Below are 19,951 nucleotides of genomic sequence, written 5' to 3'. Positions count from 1 at the left end.
CCGTGGTGCGGGGTCCGTCAGCTCGCGGCGACCGCGCCGCGCGAACCCTTCCCGAAGGCCATCGGCCAGCTCGCCAGCGCCGCGGTGGCCCCGTACCAGGCCAGCAGTCCGGAGAGCGCCGCCACCCAGCCGGCCGCCTTGGCCAGCCCGTCGCTCTCGGCGAAGGTGCCTATCGCCAGGAGCAGCAGGGAGAGGGTGAACAGGCCGTACACGCCCTGACCGAACAGCCCGCCCGAGGCGGCGGCGGTGAGGGTCAGTGCCAGCATGGCGAACAGCACGAGGAACATTCCGGCCGCGTCTGCCGAAACCTTTCCGTCGGCCCCGTTGGCCCAGATGAACCAGAAGGTGCCGATGCCCGCGAAGGCCGTGCCGTTGAAGCCGTTGCCGCCGCGGTACTCGAGGACTCCGAGGACGAACAGCGCGAGGCCGCCGAGGTACATGGCGAGCGACACGGAGTTGGCCGCGGTGACACCGTCGATGATGCCGGTGGTCCCGATACCGAACGCGAGAAGGGTGAGACCCAGGGCGATGTGCCCGAGGGTCGAAGTCGAGGCTGTGCTTCCCGCAGAGACACCATTGTCCACGGCGGGCTCCCTTCGATCTGCAGTTGTTTGCTGCGTCCCAGCAGCCTTTATCTACCCCTTACATGGGGGTGCACAACCGCACAATCGACATACAGTCGGTTACGGGATGACAACAACCGGTCGCTGCGCCCGCTTCGCGAGCCGGCCCGCCACCGATCCGAAGATCCGGCCGACGATGCCGTGCGTGGAGCCGACCACGATGGCGTCCGCCGAGTACTCCCGGCCGACCTCCTCCAGCTCGTGGCAGATGTCCCCGCCCCGCTCGACGAGGATCCACGGAACCTCGGAGAGGTAGTCCGCGCAGGCCAGTTCCAGCCCCAGCACCTCGGTGCGGTGGTCCGGCACGTCCACAAAGACCGGCGGCTCGCAGCCGGCCCACACGGTGGTGGGCAGCCGGTTCGCGACATGGACGATGATCAGACCGGAGCCTGAGCGACGGGCCATCCCGATCGCGTACGCGAGGGCGCGCTCACTGGACGTGGATCCGTCGAAGCCCACCACGACCCCGTGCCGGAAGGCCGGGTCGCAGGGATGGCGTGGTTGTTCCACCGCGCGCAGGTCGGCCGATTCGGGATCGGCGAGGCGTTTGCGCTTACGGTCCGCGGGTTCGGGGAATTCGTGACCGGCCATGGGTGTCTCGGCGAAGAGGTCCTCAGGGGAAGGGACAAGGGGACGGGGCGCCAATAGGCGGAAGCGACGATTCAAGCGGGACGATTCCAGAAAACGACAACTCAGTGTGACCGAGCTCTGTCCGGGAAGCATCTTCCCAAGCCCATACCCACCAGGGTACGGCGACACTCCTGTGCTGCACAGGTCATGCCGCCCTTGGAGAGCGTCCCAGGGAGCATGCCGCAGCCACGCCTCCTTGGCAATGTCCGCTGCCCCCTACAGCCAGTGACGGGGAGCACCCCATCGGGTGTGCGCCACCCGTGCGCGCAGTGACCGAGCCGCGCCGCACGCCGTTGGACAGGAGTCCGACCGTCCAGGAAGAGCCCGCAGGGAGCACGCCGTGCCCGGTCGTCCGGTTCACCCCGTCCAGCCCGCTCAGCCGACGCAGTCCGTCCACATGCCGCCCCCTCCCCTTCACTCGTCCGTGCAGGCCGCTCGGCGGCCCCACGAGGACCCCGCGGGTGACGTGGTGCGCTGGGCGGCCTTCAGCTGCCTGCTCGTCCCCGTGGTCCTCGTCGTCTACGGGACCTCCTTCGGCGGGGCCGCCGTAGCCACCCTGGGCCTCGCGGCCGTCACGGCGGCCTGCCGGGTGCTGCTGCGCCACTCCGAGCGGACGGAGCGGAATGCCGCCCGGATCCTCGCGGAGGACCGATTGACGCCCGCGCACCGGGGGCGTCACTCGCGTGCCGGGGTCGGAAGCCAGCGCAGATGCCAGGTTTCCCCCGGGATGTCCCCCCAGGACTGACTTATTCGCACATCCACACCCGCATGTTTTCAGCCAACTTCCCGGCAGGTCACCCCCCTTGCCGGAATGTCCCCCCGACCCCCTCACCATCAGCGACTACGGGACCACAGGGGGTCTTTGACCCTACGAGTACTGGCCATGGCCGGACAGTGCGCTTTCCTCCCGGGTAGCGGAGTGGAACGCTTCCTGATCGAATGCTTTTCGCCAAGTTGCCAAGTCGACATAGCGCTGCGTGCTGAACTTGTCACGCCGACACCACGGGACGCAGTAGATTCGATCATGTATTTACGGCGGGGGAGCCACGTGCAAGGCCGAGGGGATACGTGCAGGTGCGACCAGACCAAGGAGTCGCGACACCCAAGGGGGGCTTAGCGCCATGAGCCAGGATTCCACCGCCGTCGTCGTAGACGGCAGGAAGCTCGCGGGGCGTCGCCGCAGGGAGATCGTCGCGGTGCTGCTCTTCAGCGGCGGACCGATCTTCGAGAGCTCCATTCCACTTTCCGTGTTCGGCATTGACCGGCAGGACGCGGGAGTTCCACGCTACCGATTGCTCGTGTGTGCCGGTGAGGACGGTCCGCTGCGGACCACCGGCGGACTCGAGCTGACCGCGCCATACGGGTTGGAGGCGATCGCCCGGGCAGGCACGGTCGTCGTTCCCGCGTGGCGTTCCATCACCTCCCCGCCGCCACCGGAGGCGCTCGAAGCGCTGCGTCTGGCGCACGAGGAGGGGGCCCGGATCGTCGGACTGTGCACGGGGGCATTCGTGCTCGCCGCCGCCGGTCTGCTGGACGGCCGGCCCGCGACGACGCACTGGATGTACGCGCCGACGCTTGCCAAGCGCTACCCGTCCGTCCACGTCGATCCGCGCGAGCTGTTCGTCGACGACGGCGACGTGCTGACGTCCGCGGGCACCGCGGCCGGAATCGACCTGTGCCTGCACATCGTGCGCACGGACCACGGCAGCGAGGCGGCCGGGGCACTGGCCCGCAGGCTCGTCGTCCCGCCGCGCCGCACGGGTGGCCAGGAACGCTACCTCGACCGGTCGCTGCCGGAGGAGATCGGCGCCGACCCGCTGGCCGAGGTCGTCGCCTGGGCACTGGAACACCTCCACGAGCAGTTCGACGTGGAGACGCTGGCCGCGCGCGCCTACATGAGCAGGCGCACGTTCGACCGGCGGTTCCGCTCGCTCACCGGCAGCGCGCCGCTGCAGTGGCTGATCACCCAGCGGGTGCTTCAGGCGCAGCGGCTGCTGGAGACCTCCGACTACTCGGTCGACGAGGTCGCCGGACGCTGCGGGTTCCGTTCGCCGGTCGCGCTGCGCGGGCACTTCCGCCGCCAGCTGGGGTCCTCCCCTGCGGCCTACCGCTCCGCCTACCGGGCCCGCCGCCCGCAGGCGGACGTGGTCCAGGTGGCTCAGTTGTCGGATTCGCCGGTCCCGCACCAGCGCACTCCGCAGCCACAGCGGGCGGCCGCGGCCCTGGCCGCGTCCGGTCCCACGGTGACGGAGCTGTACGCCCCGGGCCGGGTGCTGCGCGAGCACGCGTAACGAGGTCCCGGAAGGTCCCCCGCATCAGTGGTCACCTCGGTGGTCACCGTTGCGGGGGACCTTCCGCATAAGGTGGGGCGCATGAACGATCGCATGGTGTGGATCGACTGCGAGATGACCGGGCTCTCGTTGACGGACGACGCACTTATCGAGGTGGCCGCACTGGTCACCGACTCGGAGCTCAACGTGCTCGGCGAAGGCGTGGACATTGTGATCCGCCCGCCGGACGCGGCCCTGGAAACCATGCCCGACGTGGTGCGCGAGATGCACACCTCGTCCGGCCTGCTCGACGAGCTGGCCGGCGGGACCACCCTCGCGGATGCGGAGGCACAGGTCCTGGCCTACGTACGGGAACACGTGAAGGAACCCCGCAAGGCCCCGCTCTGCGGAAACACGGTCGGCACCGACCGCGGCTTCCTGCTGCGCGACATGGCCGCGCTGGAGGGGTACCTGCACTACCGGATCGTGGACGTGTCCTCGATCAAGGAGCTGGCACGCCGCTGGTACCCGCGCGCCTACTTCAACAGCCCGCCGAAGAACGGCAACCACCGGGCGCTCGCGGACATCAAGGAGTCCATCGCCGAGCTGCGCTACTACCGGGAGGCCGTCTTCGTGCCGCAGCCCGGTCCGGACTCGGACACGGCGCGCACCATCGCCGCCAAGCACGTCGTCCCCGGCGCCTAGCACCCACCGGAGAGGGGTGCGGGGAAAGGGGGGAGCGAGCACCCTCCCGGACCCTGTACCCTTTTCTTCGGCCGGTCGGTTTTCCGACCGGACATGGTGGGTGTAGCTCAGTTGGTAGAGCACCTGGTTGTGGTCCAGGTGGCCGCGGGTTCAAGTCCCGTCACTCACCCTGTGGGAAGGCCCCGATCCGCGAGAGCGGATCGGGGCCTTCCGCGTTCTCAGAACAGCAGGTTGTACTGACCGAAGCCGGTACCGACCTTCACCCGCGAGCCGAACGGCTGCGTCGCGGTTCCCGTGCCCTTGTAGAGCCACAGGACGCCGGACTTGTCCCGCGCCACCAGGTCGGCCTTGCCGTCGGAGGTCAGGTCACCCGGCGCGACGATCGAGTTGTAGATCTGCCAGCCGGTGCCTATCTGCTGCCTGCTCGCCAGCGGGTTCGACGCAGACCCCGTGCCCCGGTACAGCCACAGCTTGCCGTCCTTGTCCCGGGCCACCAGGTCGGCCTTGCCGTCACCGGTCAGATCGACGCCGCCGACGAGCTGGTCGTAGATGTTCCAGCTGGTGCCGACCTTCACCCGGCTCGCGAACGGCGTCGCGTTCAGGCCCGTGCCCGGGTACAGCCACAGGCCGCCCGAGGCGTCCCGAGCCAGCAGGTCCGCCTTCTTGTCGCCGGTCACGTCGGAGACACCGACCAGCGTGTTGTAGATGCTCCAGCCTCCGCCGACCTTGATCCGGTCCTTGTAGATGCCGCCGTCACCCGCGGTCGGGTGGAGCCACAGCACCCCGGCCTTGTCCCGCCCCACCGCACCCCGCCCGGTGCCCTGCACGGTCACCGGCCCCAGCCGGGTCAGCGCGGTGTACTGGTTCCAGTCGAAGTTGCCGCCGGCCGGGTCGACCGGATTGAACGGCTCGGCGGCCTTGCCCGTGCCCCGGTAGTCCCACAGCCAGCCCTCGGCGTCACGGCCCACGAGCCGGAAACGCGGGGTCACCGGGGTCGAGCCGGCGACCGCGAAGTCCGACGTCTTCTCCGGGTTGCCCGTGCCGAAGGTGTACACCTGATAATCCGCGCTGACGCGCAGCTTCCACGCCGGCGCAGTCGCCTGCGCCTTCAGTGTGTAGGTGAGCGTGTAGTCGCCGGGCTTCGTGATGTCACACTCGAGGCCATCGAACTCGCCGACCGTCTGGTAGCAGTCGGCCCCGGCGGCGCCACCGGCGTCGAGACCGGCGACGGTGATCTTCCGCTCGCCCTCGTCCCAGTACCGGAAGCCCGGCGCCGGGGATGCATACAGATACAGCCGACCCTTGTCGACGGCGTGCAGCTTCACCGTGTGCTTCACCGAACCACCGGCCGGCAGCGTGGGCGTCGACAGCGCGATCGTGTTCTGCGCGACGTGCGCCTTGGACTTCACCGTGACCGTCGCGTGCGCCCTACGCGGAGCGATCTCCTTGGAGCCCGCGGTCTGCGCCTCCTTGATGCCCGCGGCGATGCTGGCCCCGCGCGGCACGTAGACGAGGCCGTAGTAGGCCGTCACGCCGTGCGCCGCCGTGCTGGTCGCCGAGATCCACGGGCCCGGGTTGCCCCACTCCTTGACGTCACACAGGTACACCCCGGCGACACCCGCCTTCGGCGCACACCCGCCGATCGAGTCGACCTTCAGCCCGGTCGGCAGCCCGCCGCCGGACCAGCCCGCGTCCGTGAGCGGCTTCTTGCTCAGGGCGTAGACGTACGTACCGTCCGGCTGCCCGTCGTTCGAGCCGCCCGTGGCCTGCGGCGCCAGCTCGGTGAACCCCTCGCCCGGCATGAGGACACCGTCCGTCAGCCCGTCGAAGTAGAACGTCGGATCCCCGGCCGCCACGGCCGTGCCCGCACCCGCTATCCCGCCGGTGACCAGCAGCGCAACCGCGACACCAGCACCCAAAAGCCTTCTCATGTTCCCCCCTGGGAAATCGATCAATCGGCGGACGCTAGCACGCACCCTCGCCGGTGAACGCGGTTGGGGGCCCTCTGATTCGCTAGGCCCTGAAGGCCTCCGCATGGTCCGCCGACCAGGTCTCGAAGGTGCGCGGCGGGTGGCCGGTGAGCCGTTCGAGGTCCTCGGTGAGGTCGACCGGGAGGCCGTCGGAGGCGGCCCAGAAGTCGAGCAGGGCCTCCGCGTACGGGCCCGGTATGTAGCCGTCGACCCCGGACTTCCACTGCTCGCGCGAGACGGCCTCGAAAGGTATGGGGTGGCCGACGGCGTCGCCCAGTAAGGCCAGTTGGGCGGCGAAGGTCAGCGTCTGCGGTCCGGTCAGGGTGTACGCGCGACCGGCGAGCGAGGGGTCGGTGAGGACCGCGAAGGCGGCTTCGGCGAGGTCGGTCTCGTGGACCGGGTCGCTGTACGCACCCGGGTACGGCAGGTGAACCGGGCGGCCCGATTTCATCGCCCAGGCCCAGCCGAAGGCGTTGCTCGCGAAGGATCCGGGGCGCAGCAGGGTCGTCCGCAGCGGGGACGCGAGAAGGGCCTGCGGCGTCTGCGGTGTGCTCGGCGTGTTCGACATGGCGGATTCCTGCTCTTCCCGTATTAGACTGACATACGTGACACAGATTCTGCGTGACGCAACCTCTGCGTCACACAGATAAATTTGGACCCCGGAGAAGCCGATGTCAACCGATTACGCTCGTTCGAGTGATGAGTGGACCCGCGCCGAGCTGCTCGCGCGCATCGTCACCGAGAGCCAGCGGCACTACGCCGACTACTCGCTCTTCAACCAGGCCATGGCCGACCACGTAGGCCTGCACCCCACCGACATGCAGTGCGTCGCCCTCCTCGACATGGAGCCCGACCCGGTCAGCACCGGTGACATCGCCCGCCTCACCGGCCTGACCTCCGGCTCCGCCACCCGCCTCGTGGACCGCATGGTCAAGGCCGGCGTCGTCGAGCGGCACGCCGACCCGGACGACCGCCGCCGCTCCCTCGTCGCCCTCTCCCCCACCGCCCGCGAACGGATCGGCGCCGCCTGGGAGACCCCCGGGCGCGCATTCGGCGCCGTTCTGGCGAGCTACTCCGACTCCGAACTCGCGGTCATCGCCGACTACCTGCACCGCGCCGCCGAGGTCGGCCGCGCCCAGGCCAAGCGGCTGAACTCGGGGGACTCCGCCCCTTAGAGACCTCCCGCAGAGACCTCCCCGGGCCCTTCCCAACCCGCCCGCTCCGGCGTTAGCGTCCAGCCCAACGGGCAACGGCGCGCGCCGGAGAAACGGGAGGGTCGGCGTGCGGCTGGAGGTTGTCCATGCCCACGCAGTCCCCCACGCAGTCCCCCACGCCCGCCCCCGCCGGCTTCCGCGCCGTGTTCGCCCTCGGCGGCCCCGCCCTGCCCGTGTACGGGTTCCTCGCCCGGCTCCCCGCCGCGCTGTGCCCCATCGGGACGCTGCTGCTCATCAACGAACGCGACGGCATCGGCGACGCCGGGACCATCGCCGCCGCCCTCTGGCTCGGCCAGGCCCTGGGCGGCCCGGTCATCGGCCGGCTCGCCGACCGGCGCGGCCACCGGCCCGTCCTGCTGGTCGCCTGCGCCGCGAACGCCGCCGTGCTCCTCGCCCTCGTCGCCGCCGTCCTCGGCGGGCTGCCGCTCGCCGCCCGCATCGCGCTCGCCGTCGCCGCCGGACTCACTGCGGCACAGATCGGGCCGCTGGCCCGGGCCCGGTGGGCGCGGCTGGCCGGAGAGGACAAGGCCCTGGTCGGGGCCGCGCTCTCCTTCGACACCACCCTCGACGAGGTCGGCTTCATGGTGGGGCCCGCGCTGGCCGGGATCCTCGCGGTGACCGTCCACCCCGCCTCGGCGCTGGTCTTCGCCGCCGCCCTGGGCCTGGTGTTCGGAACGCTCTTCGCCCTGCATCCCACGGCGCCCGGGCCGACGGGGCCGGGCGCCGCCGCGCGGGGCGACGTACGACTGTGGTCTCCGGGGCTCGCGCTGCTGTTTGTCGTGGCCGTCCTGCAGGGCGCCGCGTGGAGCGGGGCCAACACCGGGGTCAACGCGCTCGCCGTGGCGGTCGGCTCCCCCGGGGCCGCCGGGCTCGTGTGGGCCGCCATGGCCGTGACCAGCTCGGTCGCCGGCTTCGTGACCGTGGCCCGGCCCGGTGGGGCGGGCCTGATCTCCCGGCTGCGCTGGACCATCGCCGTCCAGGCGCTGCTGACGCTTCCGCTGCTCGCCGTCTCCGGCCTGTGGGGCGCGGCCTTCGCCGTCGCCGGCATCGGGCTGGCCGTCGCCCCGCACCTCATCGCGCTGTTCGGCCTCGTGGAACGGGCCGGCCCCGCGCGGCGGATGGGCGAGGCCATGACCCTGGCCGGCAGCGGTCTGATCATCGGCCAGGCGCTGGCGGCGGCGGCCTCCGGCCCGCTCGCCGCGGCCTACGGGTACCGGGCGGCCTTCGCCGTGTCGTGCGCGGCCGCGGCCGCCTCCGCGGTATTGGCGTGGGCAGCCGCCGACCGGGTCCTGGGTCCGGGGCTCAGCCCGAGCTCTTCATCGCCGCCAGCCCCTTCGCCAGATCCTCGGCGTTCATCACCGGAGCGACCTCCAGCTCGGCGTTGAACTGGAGGAACAGGTCCTCCATCAGGGGCGGCATCTGCGCGCTGTCCTGGAGGTCGAAGACCATCCAGCAGGACCGGACGCCCTCGTGGAGACCGAAGTAGGCGGCCTCCGGCTTCACCGTGTCCATGAGCTTCTTCATGGCCGCCGGAAGGGCGCCGCTCTTGATGCCCTCGTTCGTCGCCGCCGTGTCCATATGGGCCCTGAGCATGACTCTCATGCGCGGCTCCTTTCGTCACGGCCACCCTGAGCGCGGGCGCGGAGGGCGGCAACATCTCCGCCTCCGTCCGGGCAGGGGCTACTCCGTCCGGTTCGCGCCCTGGATGTGGAAGTTGAAGTCCGTGTGCCCGAGCGTCCCCATCAGCCGGAGCCAGATCGGCAGCAGCATCTCCGTACCGCGGGCCGTCTCGATGCCGCCCAGGTCGATCACGGTGTGCTCGCGCCAGTCGAAGGAGTACAGGAGCTCCCGTACGGCCTTCTTGGCCCCGGCGTCCTCACCCGAGAGGAAGACGGTGTGGTCGCCGGGGACCCTGGCCGGATCGACCATGACCTGGCAGTTCATCGTGTTCAGCGTCTTGACCACGCGCAGCCCCGGGAAGGTCCGCTGGATCAGCTCGCCCAGGCTGTCGCTGTCGACCGGGTCGAGCCCGGGCGGGAACCCGTGGGAGAAGTCCAGCGGGTTCGCGATGTCGATCAGGATCTTGCCGTCCAGGTGCGCGGCGTCCGCCTCCGTCAGCGCGGCCACGCTGACCTGCCCGCCCGTGGCGTTGACGAGCGTCTCGCCGAACCGCGCCGCTTCCGCGAAGGGGGCGAGACCCGCTGCCGGGTGGGCCTGCTGCCACGCGGCGTACTCGCTGCGTTCGAGCGTGGCCGCGGGGTCCCGGGTGCCGATGAAAACCTCGTGGCCGAGGGCGAGCAGCCGGGCGGCCACCGTACGGCCGACGATCCCGGTGCCGAGGACTGCGTAGCGCATGACGACTTCCCCTCACAAAGGAAAGAACGGAAGGAACGGCAAGAGCGGAAGGAACCGACGAGACGAGAAGGGCGGCCCCACTCAAGCAGGTCGTACGGATTCCCGCGCGGAAGGCGTCGACTCCGCGCCAACCTCAGCTAGTCCGCAACTAGTCCAGGATCCCCACGTCGTAGAAGAACTGATAGCGCGTCGGGTCGTCCGGCAGGAACCAGTGGAAGCCCTCCTCCAGGAAGACGGCCACGACGTTCACGGCGATCACCAGCCCCAGGAACCACAGCGCGACCAGACCCACCGTGCGGTACGGTCCCGGGCCCTCCGCCGGGACGGCCCGGTCCGCGGTGGCGTGGGCGAAGGCCAGGACGATGCCGACGGCGACGACCGAGGCCTGGAAGAGGATCAACGCCCAGACGTAGAGGTGCAGGCCGAACACCTCGCTCCCGTACCCCTTGTCGCCCGGGAGGATGTGCAGCGTGGTCTGCCGCCACGAGGCGAACGAGCCTGCGATCACGGCGACCAGGGACAGGCCCCAGCCCATCATGTAGTCGCGGCCGGTCACCGCCCCGCGCGACAGCGCCGTCCGGACGATGTGGGCCGCCCCCATCGCCGCCAACAGCATGAACATCCGCTGCACGATGCAGAGCGGGCACGGGTACTCCCCCATCCCGAACTGGTAGAAGAGCCCGCCGCACACCACCCCGGTCCAGCCGATGGCGAAGGCGCAGGCGAACCAGAACTGGACCCGGCCCAGCAGGCCGCCCTCGAGCTGTGCCTCCGGGAGGAGGCTGGACATCGCGGCCACGGTCAGTAGCTCAAGGTGAGGGCGAGGCTGCTGGTGATGTGGTGCGCCATCAGCAGGATCACGGCGAGGAGCATGAGCCACCAGGCACCGAGCACGACGAACCGCGGGGCGTCCCGGCACATCGCGATCAGCGTGGCGAGGAGGCCGCCGAAGATGAGGGTGTCCATGGCGCGGACCGTACCGACAGGGGGACATACCGGGCGCGCGGCGCGCCCCCGCCGGCCGCAGGGTTACGTCGGTTGCGTCGCCGAAAGAGACGGCCCGGAACTAGTTGCGTCGCCGCTTGCGTCGGCTGCGTCCGGCGCGCCCCGAGTCTCCCCGCGCCCGCCCGTCCAGCGCGATCCACACCCGCACCTCGGTGCCGCCGAGCACCGAACGCCCGAGCCTCACGTCCCCACCCGTCGACTCCGCGACCCGCCGGACGATGTCCAGGCCCAGGCCCGTGGACCCGTCGCGGCCGCCGTCGTTGCCGCGGCGCAGGGCCGCGTCCGGATCGGCGATGCCGCCCCCCGCGTCCGAGACGAGCACGATGACCGCGTCCCCGGCGTCGTGGACGTCCACCGCGAAGGGGGTGCCCTCGGGGGTGTGCCGGAACACGTTGCCCAGCATGGCGTCCAGCGCCGCGGCCAGCTCCGGCCGGGCCACGGGGATCCGTACCGTACGGTCGACCCCCGCGAGCCGCACCTCGCGGCCCTCGTCCTCGGCCAGCGCCGACCAGAACCCCATCCGGTCGCGGATCACCTCGGAGGCGTCGCAGCCGGCGCCCGGTCCCTGCGCAGCGGCGGCGGGCCGCTGCTCGCGGGCCGTACGGATGATCGTGTCGACCTCCCGCTCCAGCTGCTCCACGGCCGCCCGGGTCTGCTCCGCCGCCGGGCCGTCGCCGAGCGAGGCGGCGTTGAGCCGCAGCACCGTCAGCGGGGTCCGCAGCCGGTGGGAGAGGTCGGCGGCCAGCTCCCGCTCGTTGGCCAGGAGTTCCACCACCTGGTCCGCCATCGAGTTGAACGCCACGGCAGCCGAGCGCAGTTCCTTCGGCCCCTCCTCCGGGACCCGGGCCCCCAGCCGCCCCTCACCCAGCCGGTGCGCGGCGTCCGCGAGCCGTTCGGCCGGCCGCACCAGGCGGGCACCGAGGCGGTCCGCGACCGCCACCGAGCCCACGACCAGGGCGAGGCCGACGCCCGCGAGGACCACCCAGGCGGTGGCGACCCCGTTGCTGACCTCGCTCTCCGGGACCAGGATCTCCACGACGGCGATGTCCCCGGAACCGAGGGCCACGGGCTGGAGCAGCGCGAAGCCGCCGCCCGCCACCGGGACGGTCGCGGCCCGCCCGATCCGCCGGGTCTCGGAGACGGCCCGCTCGCCGGCCCAGCCGTCGCCGACGTCCACGCGCGGATCGTCCCCGACGGCGGGCACGTGCACGGCCATCCGCCGGTCGGCGCCCATCTGCGTGGACTCCACGGCCTTGCGCAGCTGCACGGGGTCGGTGGTGATGGACAGCGTCGGCCCGATGGTGGCGGCCTGCCGCTCGGCGTTGGAGAACGCCCGGTCACTGGCCATCTCCTGGACGACCAGCCCGAGCGGTACGGCGAAGGCCACGACCACCATCACGGTGACCGCGAGGCACACCTTGACCAGCGCCCACCTCACAGCGAGCCCCTCACGCCGGCGGCTCCAGCTTCACCCCGACGCCTCTCAAGGTGTGCAGGTACCGCGGGCTGGCGGCGGTCTCGCCGAGCTTGCGGCGCAGCCACGACAGGTGGACGTCGATGGTCTGGTCGTCGCCGTACGACTGCTGCCAGACCTCGGCGAGCAGCTCCCGGCGGGCCACGACCACGCCCGGCCGCCCGGCGAGGAAGGCCAGCAGGTCGAACTCCCGCCGCGTGAGGTCCAGTACCGCCCCGTCCAGCTCGGCCTGGCGGCGCAGCGGGTCGATGGCGAGGCCGCCGACGCGCAGCACGCGGGAGGGAGGTTCGGCCCCGGCCGCGGAGCGGGCGCGGCGCAGGACGGCGGCCATCCGCGCGGAGAGGTGTTCCACGGAGAAAGGTTTGGTCAGGTAGTCGTCGGCGCCGTCGTTGAGCAGCCGGACGATCTCCGCCTCGTCGTCGCGGGCGGTCGCGATGATGACGGGCACGTCGGTGATCCCGCGCAGCATCTTGAGCGCCTCGGCGCCGTCGAGGTCGGGCAGTCCGAGGTCGAGGATCACCACGTCGAAGCGGTTGTGGGCGACCTCGCGCAGCGCCTCCAGGGCGGTGCCGACGCTGCGCACGGTGTGCGAGGCCTCGGTCAGGTGCCGGATGAGGGCGGAACGTACGAACTGGTCGTCCTCGACCACGAGCACACTTGCCATGGCCCGCACCGTAGCCCATTCGGGGGATGCCGAGGGGTGCCGGGCCGGGTCTGGGACGGGTGGTGCAGTATGTCCCCCGATGCGACGAGGACTTGTCGGTAGAGCAGTCGGCCATGCGGGCGCGTGGACCCTGGCGACCGGGGCGGCGGTGACGCTGTCGTGGTGGGGCGTGCACTCGGTCATGTCCGGTACCGCCTACGATCCGCCGCTCGCGGTGCCGCTGGCCACGCAGCCCCTCTCCTCCTCCACCCACCGGGCACAGCCGCCGGAGCCCTCGCCCTCCCCCACGCCGTCGCCGTCGCCCTCCCCCTCCCCCTCTCCCTCCCCTTCCCCTTCCGCCAAGCCCTCCGCGACGCCCACCCCCCGTTCGCAGCGGCAGGAGACCCCGAGCGAGAACGTGAAGGCGTACAGCGTCTCGGGCGGCCGGGTCGTCTTCGATCTCGGCGCCACCTCCGGCGAGCTGGTCTCGGCGACCCCGCTGGCCGGCTGGCGGATGCAGGTCTGGAAGCAGCCGTCCTGGATCCGCGTCACCTTCACCCGTGACGGCCGCGAGGTGTCGGTGTTCTGCACCTGGCACGACCACCCGCCACTGGTGGAGATCATCGACCCGTAGCCGGCACGCCCCGTAGACGGCACGCCCCGTGGACGACCGCCCCGCAAGGCCCGTCCTCCGGCCGGTTCGGGCCCGCCGGATACCGTGGCGCCATGAGCACCGGCGCGCGGTACGTCACCGACCTGATCGACGCCTGCGAGCGGTACGGCGACCGCCCCGCCTTCGGGTCCGGGTCCTGGGTCCTGAGCCACTCCGAGGTGCTGGCCTGGACGTACCGGCTGGCGGGCGCCCTGGCCGACCTGGGGATCCGGCGCGGCTCCGGGCTGGCCGTCGTATCGGCGGGCAATCCGCCGCAGACCCTGCTCGTACGGCTGGCCGCGCACGTGCTGGGGGCCCGGCTGACCCACGTGTGCGTCGGCCCCGCGACCCACGGGCTCGACCACCTCCTACGGGACTGCGAGCCCGGCCTCATCGTCCACGACACCCCGGTGCCGCCGGGCCCCGCGCCCCGCATCGGCCTGGCCGCGCTGCTGGAGCTGGCCTCCGTCCGGGAGGCCCTGCCCGTCGCGGTGGCGGCGCGCGGCGAGGACGTGGCCCGGGTGACCTACACGGGCGGTACGACGGGCCGCCCGAAGGGCGTCGCCTCGACCTTCGCCGCGATGGCGGCCCGTACGGCCACCCGCACCGACTCCCCGGCCGCCGACGGCTCGGCGCCGCTCACGTTCATCTCGACCGACTCCCTCTCCCAGCGCTCGGGCGGCCGGTGCCTGGAGCAGCTGCGGGTCGGCGGCCGCTCCGAGATCCTGCACCCCTTCGGCACCCGGGAGTTCGCCGAGGCCTGCCGCCGGCTCGGGCCCGCGGCCACGTACCTGACGCCCTCGATGCTGTACCGCCTGCTCGACGACCCGGAGACCGCCGACGGCGTACCCGGCCTGGTCCGGGTCTCCTACGGCGACTCCCCCGTCCACCCCGAGCGGCTGCGGCGGGCGCTGACCCGGTGGGGTCCCCGGGTGCGCTGGACCCAGGGCTACGGGATGAACGAGGCCGGGGTGCTCAGCCGGCTCTCCCCGGCCGACCACGACGCGGCCGCCACCGACCGCCCCCACCTGCTCGGCTCCGTCGGCCGCCCGGCGCCGGGGGTGGAGGTCGAGGTACGGGGCTCCGCGCCCGGGGCCACCGGGGAGGTGTGGGTGCGCTCCCCGATGGTGATGGCCGGCTACCGCGGTCAGCCCGCCCTGACGGCCGAGGTCCTGCACGACGGCTGGCTGCGCACGGGGGACGTCGGGCATTTCGACGCCGACGGGTACCTGTACCTCGACGACCGGGTCAAGGACGTGGTCATGGTGCACGGGGCGAACATCTACTGCGGCCCGATCGAGACGGCCCTGACCCGGCACCCCGCCGTGGCCCGGGCGGCCGTCGTGGGGCGGACGGACCCGCTCACCGGGGAGGCGGTGTGCGCCTTCCTCGTCGCGGCGCCCGGCCACGCCCCGACGGACGCGGCGGCGGCCGGGGCGTGCGCGCTGGTCGCGGCGGAGCTGGCGCCGGGGCAGCGGCCGGCGGCGGTGTTCTGGCTGCCGGAGCTCCCGCTGACGGACCGCGGCAAGCCGGACAAGCGGCGCCTGCGGGAGCTGGCCGCGGCTTCGCAGGAGTAGCCGGGCCTCAGCGGAAGACCGACGGCGGGGGCTCCGGGGAGGCCACCGCCGAGGCGTCCGAGACCGGGACGGCGCCGCCCGCGAAGTCGATGAGGGCGCGGCCGTGTTCGACCCGGCCGGGGTGCGGGTCGCTCGCCACCCGCCGGGTGAACTCGGCGACCGGGAGCTCCCGGTCGGCGGCCACCAGCACCGCGTTGCCGAAGCGTTTCCCCCGCCACACCACGGGGTCGGCGGCCAGCGCCAGTTCCGCGAACCGGGACGCGGCCGTGGCGATCTGGCCCCGCAGGTGGGAGAGCGGCGGACCGTCCGCGAGGTTGGCCACGTACCAGCCGCCGGGCGCCAGGGCGCGGCGTACGTCGTCCAGGAACTCGGCGCTCGTCAGGTGCGCCGGAGTGCGGGCCCCGCTGAACACGTCGGCGATCACCAGGTCGGCCCAGCCGTCCGGGATCTTCGCCAGCCCGGCCCGGGCGTCGACCGCGCGGACCCGGACCCGGGCCTGCGGGTCCAGCGGCAGGTGTTCCCGTACGAAGGCCACGAGCCCGGCGTCGATCTCGACGACCTGCTGCGTCGAGCGGGGGCGGGCGGCGGCCGTGTAGCGCGCGAGGGTGAAGGCTCCGCCGCCGAGGTGGAGCACGTTCAGGGGCTGGCGGGCGGGGGCGAACAGGTCGATCAGGTGGCCGATCCGGCGCTGGTAGGCGAAGTCCAGGTGCCCGGGGTCGTCCAGGTCCACGTGGGACTGCGGGGCTCCGTCGATCAGCAGGGTCCAGGCGCGCGACCGCTCCCGGTCGGGCTCCAGCGCGGCGTGACCGCCGTCCACCGGCCCGGCCGGCGCCTCGGAGGTCTCGCGCCCGCGCCGCTTGTCATCGCCCTTGCCCTTACCCTTGCTCGCCACGCCCTCATTATGGCTGGTCAGGGCCCGACGGGCGCTCGGGCCGGTTGGGGGGAGCCTAGCGGCAGTTGTCGGCCGCCTCGATCAGCCGGGCCGCCTCACCGAGCGCCGCCCGCAGCACCTCCGGGTCGGTGACCGGCCCGACGGCCTCCGGCGGCAGCAGCCAGCCGGTGTCGCCCGCGGTGGGCGAGGTGTCGCCGAAGCGCATGCCGCGCCCGTTGGTGTGCGTACAGGCGCTGCCCGGGAGGTCCCAGGCGTCGGCGGTACCGGGCGGGACGAGGAAGCCGAGGGTGCTGCCGGAGCTGTCGTGCAGGACCGGGCCGACGCCGCCCGCGCGGCTGGCCTGGCCGGCGGCCCGCTGGATGATGTCGACGGCCTCCAGCCCCTGCCGGGTGGGCACGGTGACCAGGTCCGGGGCGCCCGGGACGAAGGACGCCCCGCCGGCCATGAGGGGCGCTCCGGTCTTCAGGGGCGCTCCGGGCTCGGGCGCGGTGTTCGTATCCGTGCTCTCCATGCCGCCCTCCACCAAGGGAACCCCTCCTCGATCCGCGTACGAGCATCGCGGGAGCGGTCCCGGAAGCCGACGGGCTTCCTCCCACTCCGCATGAGTTCAACGCACGGGAACGTCAACAGGTGCGGTGGCAAGACGCTGCAAAGGATGGCAGTTCATGGCGGATCGCGGGTGAGATATCCGTTTTGTAGCCAAACACCGAGTCAACCCTCCACCGCTGGCGGTACGTTCATGCCCGCCGGGCAGCGCGTCACAGGCACCACACAGTCACCGGCAGCGCAATCACTTGCCCAGAGAGGCCGCGTCCATGGCGACGTCCCCCCACTCACCCAACATCCCCTTCCGGCGACTGCGCGGTCAGCACTCCCCGGCCGAGTTCGCCGCGCTGGTGCGCAGGGCGGCGAAGGAAATCGGAGAAACGGTTTCCTGCGACGCCCGTTACATCGGCCGGGTCGAGTCCGGCGAGATCCGCTGCCCCAACTACGCCTACGAGCGGGTATTCCTCCACATGTTCCCCGGCCGCACCCTGGCTGACCTGGGGTTCTCCCCGCGCGAGACGGTACGGGGCCGGCTGGCGCAGCGCGAACAGGCGGCGCCCTTCTCCGCCTTCGCCAAGCACCCCCACCCCACTGTCATCCCCGCCCCTTCGCGTTCCAAGGAGAGCGACGTGCTGCGTCGCGCGTTCATGGCGGGGGGCTCCGCGACCGTGGCGGCCGCGACCCTCAGCCTCACCCTGCTCGGCGACACCCGCCGGCTCCCCTCCCGCGCCGGCGAGTCCGAGGCGGCCGCCGTCGAGGACGCCGTACGCCAGATCCGGCTGCTGGACGACCGGCACGGAGCCGACGCCCTGTACCGGCGGGCCGCCGAACCCCTGCGCATGGCCTACGCGTTGCTCGACGCGGGGGCGACCCGGCAGTCCACCGAGGACCGGCTGCACGCGGGCGCGGGCGAGCTGGCCATCTCGGTGGGCTGGCTCGCGCACGACTCGGGCCGGTTCGACGACGCCCGCTCGCACTACGCGGAGGCGCTGGCCACGGCCCGGGTCTCCGGGGACGCCGGCCTGGAGGCGCACGCCTTCAGCAACATGGCGTTCCTCGCCCGGGACTGCGGGCGGCCCCGCGAATCGGTACGGGCCGCCCAGGCGGGCCGCCGGGCCGCCCGTTCGCTCGGTTCCCCGCGGCTCCTGTCGCTGCTCGCCCTGCGGGAGGCCGGCGGCTGGGCGGGGCTGTCCGACCGCAAGGCCTGCGAGGAGGCGCTGACCCGGGCGCACACTGACTTCTCGCGCGGCGAGGCGGGGGCGGACCCCGAGTGGATGTCCTTCTTCGGCGAGGCCGAGCTGGAGTCCCTGGAGTCCCGTTGCTGGGCCGCGCTCGGCGAGCACGCGCGGGCGGCCCGGCACGCCCGCCGGGCGGCGGACCTTCAGGATCCGCACTTCGCCCGCAACGTCGCCCTCTACACCGCCGAGCTCGCCGACAACCTGGCCCACGCGGGCGCCCCCGACGAGGCCGCCTGGGCGGGCGGCCGGGTGCTGGAGCTGCTCGAGGAGGTCCAGTCGACCCGGATCCAGTCCATGCTGGCGGCCACGGCCCGCACGCTGGTCCCGCACCAGCGCTCGCCGCGCGTGGGCTCGTTCCTCGCCCGGCACACGTCGGCCTGACCCTCCGGGGGGCCGGGGAGGGCGGCACGCTGCGCACGAGCCCCTGGGCGCCGCCCCAGGACCCCCGCCGCCTCGAACGCACCGGCGGGGCGCTGGACACGGGCCGCCGCCGGCCCGTACGCAGGGCCCGGCGGGGCCGGGCGTGCTGCTGCGCGGAGTCCCCTACCCGCCCTTCGCCCGTTCCCCGAGGCTCCGCCCCGGACCCGTTGCCGCGTGCGGCGCCGTTTCCGGGGCCGGCCCCCGGACCCCCGCGCCTCAAACGCCGGCGAGGCGGGGTTTCGAGTGGCGCCTCCTACGAGTCCAGGTGTCCCGTGTCGTTCCAGCGCTCCAGCGCGGGTGCCCCGTAGGCCCATCCCAGGACCGACAGCGAGGTGGGCTCCAGGCGGATGCGGGCGCCGAACGAGGCGTCGAAGCCGAGCCAGCGCGCGGCCAGGGTGCGCAGGATGTGGCCGTGTGCGAAGACGAGGACGTCGCGTTCGGCCGAGCGGGCCCAGGTGACGACCTCGTCGGCGCGGGCCGAGACGTCCGCGACGGACTCGCCGCCCGGGACCCCGTCGCGCCAGATCAGCCAGCCGGGCCGGATCGCCTGGATCTCGGCCGGGGTCATGCCCTCGTAGTCGCCGTAGTCCCACTCCATCAGCGCGTCCCACGGCTCCGCCTGGATGCCGAAGCCGGCCAGGTCGCAGCTCTCGCTCGCCCGTACGAGGGGGCTGGTGCGCACTTCCAGCCCGCGCAGGCTCGCCCAGGGGTCGCGGGCGAGGCGCTCGCCGAGCAGCTTCGCGCCGCGCTTCCCCTCCTCCAGCAGGGGCACGTCCGTGCGTCCGGTGTGCTTGCCGAGCTGGGACCACGCCGTCTGGCCGTGGCGGGCCAAGAGGATGCGGGGGGCCATGTGAGTTCTCCTGGTCGAGGGGGCTAGTGGGGCGAGAGGGGCGAGAGGAGCGGGACGGGCAAGACCGACAGGACGGGCAGGACGGGCAGGACGGGCAGGACGGGCAGGACGGGCAGGACGGACAAAGCACCGACGGTCCGACCATTCGCACTGCTTTGCGGTGGTTCCGTCGCCGCTCCATCATCCATCAGGTGAACGCCGCGCAACCCTTGCGTCTTCACGCACGTCATACGCCGTATGACTAATAGGCGGCAGCCTCCGCGCTGGTGGGCCGAACTGCTGCTCCTGGGACTCGTCTACGCGGCGTACTCGGGTGGCAGACTCCTCGCCCGGGGCGACGTCGGACTGGCAGTGGAACACGGGCTCGCGATCCTGCGGTTGGAGGAGCTCCTGGCCCTCGACCTGGAGCGGCCGCTCAACCGGCTCTTCACCGGGCAGGCGGTCCTCGGCATACCCGCCGACTTCCTCTACGCCTCCCTGCACTACCTCGTCACCCCGGCGGTGCTGGTCTGGCTCTACCGGCGGCGCCCCCAGCAGTATCGATTCGCCCGCACCTGGCTGATGCTCTCCACCCTCCTCGGACTCGTCGGCTTCGCCCTGGTGCCCACCTGCCCGCCCCGGCTGCTCGCCGCCTCGTACGGGTTCACCGACACGATGGCCCACTACAGCGACTACGGCTGGTGGGGCGGGGAGGCCAGCGCGCCGCGCGGGCTCGGCTCCTTCACCAACCAGTTCGCGGCCATGCCCAGCCTGCACGTGGGCTGGGCCCTGTGGTGCGGGGTCGTGCTGTGGTGCTGTGCGCGCCGGCCGCTGGTGCGGGCGCTCGGGGCCGCGTACCCCGTCGTCACCACCGTGGTGGTCCTGGGCACGGCCAACCACTACTTCCT

21 protein-coding genes, 1 tRNA gene and 1 pseudogene are annotated in these 19,951 nt (G+C 72.5%); 10 read left to right on the top strand and 13 right to left on the bottom strand.

Annotated features, from left to right (window positions below; translation table 11 throughout):
• Positions 1-17: 17 nt before the first annotated feature.
• Together ACFWBW_RS15555 and ACFWBW_RS15550 are read right to left on the bottom strand one after the other, a co-directional pair.
• Positions 18-584, bottom strand: a complete 567-nt coding sequence (locus ACFWBW_RS15555; protein WP_385372615.1) for a GPR1/FUN34/YaaH family transporter — start codon at positions 582-584, stop codon at positions 18-20.
• Positions 585-683: 99 nt separating this feature from the next.
• Positions 684-1,214 carry a universal stress protein gene (locus tag ACFWBW_RS15550; RefSeq protein ID WP_385372612.1) on the bottom strand — a complete coding sequence of 177 codons (531 nt, stop codon included), beginning with the start codon at positions 1,212-1,214 and terminating at the stop codon, positions 684-686.
• Positions 1,215-1,677: 463 nt separating this feature from the next.
• Here ACFWBW_RS15550 and ACFWBW_RS15545 point away from each other — a divergent pair, with 463 nt between their 5' ends.
• The 4 genes from ACFWBW_RS15545 (at position 1,678) to ACFWBW_RS15530 (ending at position 4,397) form a co-directional block, all read left to right on the top strand.
• On the top strand, positions 1,678-1,998 hold the full coding sequence (locus ACFWBW_RS15545) for a hypothetical protein (RefSeq protein ID WP_385372609.1): 321 nt from the start codon (positions 1,678-1,680) through the stop codon (positions 1,996-1,998).
• A 376-nt stretch (positions 1,999-2,374) separates the two neighbouring features.
• Positions 2,375-3,544, top strand: coding sequence for a helix-turn-helix domain-containing protein (locus ACFWBW_RS15540; protein WP_266908578.1), 1,170 nt, complete (start codon positions 2,375-2,377; stop codon positions 3,542-3,544).
• An 81-nt stretch (positions 3,545-3,625) separates the two neighbouring features.
• Positions 3,626-4,228: an oligoribonuclease gene (gene orn / locus ACFWBW_RS15535; protein WP_266877785.1), complete on the top strand. Its 603-nt coding sequence runs from the start codon at positions 3,626-3,628 to the stop codon at positions 4,226-4,228.
• A gap of 96 nt (positions 4,229-4,324) precedes the next feature.
• Positions 4,325-4,397, top strand: a tRNA-His gene (locus ACFWBW_RS15530).
• 49 nt (positions 4,398-4,446) lie between these two features.
• On the opposite strand, the gene ACFWBW_RS15525 is transcribed toward ACFWBW_RS15530, so the two are convergent.
• Together ACFWBW_RS15525 and ACFWBW_RS15520 are read right to left on the bottom strand one after the other, a co-directional pair.
• Positions 4,447-6,159: an FG-GAP repeat domain-containing protein gene (locus tag ACFWBW_RS15525; RefSeq protein WP_385372605.1), complete on the bottom strand. Its 1,713-nt coding sequence runs from the start codon at positions 6,157-6,159 to the stop codon at positions 4,447-4,449.
• A gap of 82 nt (positions 6,160-6,241) precedes the next feature.
• A complete protein-coding gene (locus tag ACFWBW_RS15520) occupies positions 6,242-6,766 on the bottom strand; it encodes a hypothetical protein (RefSeq protein WP_385372602.1) in 525 nt (174 codons plus the stop codon).
• A gap of 103 nt (positions 6,767-6,869) precedes the next feature.
• Here ACFWBW_RS15520 and ACFWBW_RS15515 point away from each other — a divergent pair, with 103 nt between their 5' ends.
• Complete coding sequence (locus tag ACFWBW_RS15515) at positions 6,870-7,373, top strand: MarR family winged helix-turn-helix transcriptional regulator (RefSeq protein ID WP_385372599.1); 504 nt, start codon at positions 6,870-6,872, stop codon at positions 7,371-7,373.
• Between the two features lie 125 nt (positions 7,374-7,498).
• Positions 7,499-8,797, top strand: a complete 1,299-nt coding sequence (locus tag ACFWBW_RS15510; RefSeq protein WP_385372596.1) for an MFS transporter — start codon at positions 7,499-7,501, stop codon at positions 8,795-8,797.
• Here the strand turns inward: ACFWBW_RS15510 and ACFWBW_RS15505 are convergent.
• The 6 genes from ACFWBW_RS15505 to ACFWBW_RS15480 form a co-directional block, all read right to left on the bottom strand.
• Positions 8,715-9,014, bottom strand: a complete 300-nt coding sequence (locus ACFWBW_RS15505) for a hypothetical protein (RefSeq protein WP_385372593.1) — start codon at positions 9,012-9,014, stop codon at positions 8,715-8,717. The genes ACFWBW_RS15510 and ACFWBW_RS15505 overlap by 83 nt on opposite strands.
• A 78-nt stretch (positions 9,015-9,092) precedes the next feature.
• Positions 9,093-9,767, bottom strand: coding sequence for an NADPH-dependent F420 reductase (locus tag ACFWBW_RS15500; RefSeq protein WP_385372590.1), 675 nt, complete (start codon positions 9,765-9,767; stop codon positions 9,093-9,095).
• Between the two features lie 148 nt (positions 9,768-9,915).
• On the bottom strand, positions 9,916-10,557 hold the full coding sequence (locus ACFWBW_RS15495; RefSeq protein ID WP_385372587.1) for a disulfide bond formation protein B: 642 nt from the start codon (positions 10,555-10,557) through the stop codon (positions 9,916-9,918).
• Positions 10,558-10,568: 11 nt separating this feature from the next.
• Positions 10,569-10,733: a DUF5993 family protein gene (locus tag ACFWBW_RS15490; protein ID WP_385372584.1), complete on the bottom strand. Its 165-nt coding sequence runs from the start codon at positions 10,731-10,733 to the stop codon at positions 10,569-10,571.
• 100 nt (positions 10,734-10,833) lie between these two features.
• Positions 10,834-12,210 (bottom strand): sensor histidine kinase, encoded by a 1,377-nt coding sequence (locus tag ACFWBW_RS15485; protein WP_385372581.1) that lies wholly within the window; start codon positions 12,208-12,210, stop codon positions 10,834-10,836.
• A 10-nt stretch (positions 12,211-12,220) separates the two neighbouring features.
• Positions 12,221-12,910 carry a response regulator transcription factor gene (locus ACFWBW_RS15480; RefSeq protein ID WP_385372578.1) on the bottom strand — a complete coding sequence of 230 codons (690 nt, stop codon included), beginning with the start codon at positions 12,908-12,910 and terminating at the stop codon, positions 12,221-12,223.
• A 79-nt stretch (positions 12,911-12,989) separates the two neighbouring features.
• On the opposite strand from ACFWBW_RS15480, the gene ACFWBW_RS15475 reads away from it, so the two are divergent.
• A complete protein-coding gene (locus tag ACFWBW_RS15475; RefSeq protein WP_385372575.1) occupies positions 12,990-13,523 on the top strand; it encodes a hypothetical protein in 534 nt (177 codons plus the stop codon).
• A 92-nt stretch (positions 13,524-13,615) separates the two neighbouring features.
• Positions 13,616-15,118, top strand: a complete 1,503-nt coding sequence (locus ACFWBW_RS15470) for a class I adenylate-forming enzyme family protein (RefSeq protein ID WP_385372572.1) — start codon at positions 13,616-13,618, stop codon at positions 15,116-15,118.
• 7 nt (positions 15,119-15,125) lie between these two features.
• Here the strand turns inward: ACFWBW_RS15470 and ACFWBW_RS15465 are convergent, their stop codons facing one another.
• Together ACFWBW_RS15465 and ACFWBW_RS15460 are read right to left on the bottom strand one after the other, a co-directional pair.
• Positions 15,126-16,010, bottom strand: a complete 885-nt coding sequence (locus ACFWBW_RS15465) for a spermidine synthase (protein WP_385372569.1) — start codon at positions 16,008-16,010, stop codon at positions 15,126-15,128.
• Between the two features lie 55 nt (positions 16,011-16,065).
• Positions 16,066-16,521 carry a hypothetical protein gene (locus tag ACFWBW_RS15460; protein ID WP_385372566.1) on the bottom strand — a complete coding sequence of 152 codons (456 nt, stop codon included), beginning with the start codon at positions 16,519-16,521 and terminating at the stop codon, positions 16,066-16,068.
• 304 nt (positions 16,522-16,825) lie between these two features.
• On the opposite strand from ACFWBW_RS15460, the gene ACFWBW_RS15455 reads away from it, so the two are divergent.
• Positions 16,826-18,175, top strand: a complete 1,350-nt coding sequence (locus ACFWBW_RS15455) for a tetratricopeptide repeat protein (protein WP_385372563.1) — start codon at positions 16,826-16,828, stop codon at positions 18,173-18,175.
• A 292-nt stretch (positions 18,176-18,467) separates the two neighbouring features.
• On the opposite strand, the gene ACFWBW_RS15450 is transcribed toward ACFWBW_RS15455, so the two are convergent.
• A complete protein-coding gene (locus ACFWBW_RS15450) occupies positions 18,468-19,064 on the bottom strand; it encodes a histidine phosphatase family protein (protein ID WP_385372560.1) in 597 nt (198 codons plus the stop codon).
• Positions 19,065-19,301: 237 nt separating this feature from the next.
• On the opposite strand from ACFWBW_RS15450, the pseudogene ACFWBW_RS15445 reads away from it, so the two are divergent.
• Positions 19,302-19,934: pseudogene (locus ACFWBW_RS15445) on the top strand (phosphatase PAP2 family protein); the annotation flags it as partial.
• Positions 19,935-19,951 lie beyond the last annotated feature (17 nt).

Origin of the sequence: Streptomyces sp. NPDC059957, from assembly GCF_042730015.1 — a bacterium.
In the GTDB taxonomy this organism is placed as follows: domain Bacteria; phylum Actinomycetota; class Actinomycetes; order Streptomycetales; family Streptomycetaceae; genus Streptomyces.
This window is presented reverse-complemented; position numbering and strand designations above follow the sequence as displayed.

Coding starts and splice junctions, on each gene's coding strand:
- ACFWBW_RS15490 (WP_385372584.1), bottom strand. CDS start 10,733: ATGGACACCCTCATCTTCGGCGGCCTCCTCGCCACGCTGATCGCGATG.
- ACFWBW_RS15480 (WP_385372578.1), bottom strand. CDS start 12,910: ATGGCAAGTGTGCTCGTGGTCGAGGACGACCAGTTCGTACGTTCCGCC.
- ACFWBW_RS15525 (WP_385372605.1), bottom strand. CDS start 6,159: ATGAGAAGGCTTTTGGGTGCTGGTGTCGCGGTTGCGCTGCTGGTCACC.
- ACFWBW_RS15475 (WP_385372575.1), top strand. CDS start 12,990: ATGCGACGAGGACTTGTCGGTAGAGCAGTCGGCCATGCGGGCGCGTGG.
- orn (WP_266877785.1), top strand. CDS start 3,626: ATGAACGATCGCATGGTGTGGATCGACTGCGAGATGACCGGGCTCTCG.
- ACFWBW_RS15515 (WP_385372599.1), top strand. CDS start 6,870: ATGTCAACCGATTACGCTCGTTCGAGTGATGAGTGGACCCGCGCCGAG.
- ACFWBW_RS15505 (WP_385372593.1), bottom strand. CDS start 9,014: ATGAGAGTCATGCTCAGGGCCCATATGGACACGGCGGCGACGAACGAG.
- ACFWBW_RS15520 (WP_385372602.1), bottom strand. CDS start 6,766: ATGTCGAACACGCCGAGCACACCGCAGACGCCGCAGGCCCTTCTCGCG.
- ACFWBW_RS15455 (WP_385372563.1), top strand. CDS start 16,826: ATGGCGACGTCCCCCCACTCACCCAACATCCCCTTCCGGCGACTGCGC.
- ACFWBW_RS15495 (WP_385372587.1), bottom strand. CDS start 10,557: ATGTCCAGCCTCCTCCCGGAGGCACAGCTCGAGGGCGGCCTGCTGGGC.
- ACFWBW_RS15510 (WP_385372596.1), top strand. CDS start 7,499: ATGCCCACGCAGTCCCCCACGCAGTCCCCCACGCCCGCCCCCGCCGGC.
- ACFWBW_RS15540 (WP_266908578.1), top strand. CDS start 2,375: ATGAGCCAGGATTCCACCGCCGTCGTCGTAGACGGCAGGAAGCTCGCG.
- ACFWBW_RS15500 (WP_385372590.1), bottom strand. CDS start 9,767: ATGCGCTACGCAGTCCTCGGCACCGGGATCGTCGGCCGTACGGTGGCC.
- ACFWBW_RS15460 (WP_385372566.1), bottom strand. CDS start 16,521: ATGGAGAGCACGGATACGAACACCGCGCCCGAGCCCGGAGCGCCCCTG.
- ACFWBW_RS15450 (WP_385372560.1), bottom strand. CDS start 19,064: ATGGCCCCCCGCATCCTCTTGGCCCGCCACGGCCAGACGGCGTGGTCC.
- ACFWBW_RS15470 (WP_385372572.1), top strand. CDS start 13,616: ATGAGCACCGGCGCGCGGTACGTCACCGACCTGATCGACGCCTGCGAG.
- ACFWBW_RS15550 (WP_385372612.1), bottom strand. CDS start 1,214: ATGGCCGGTCACGAATTCCCCGAACCCGCGGACCGTAAGCGCAAACGC.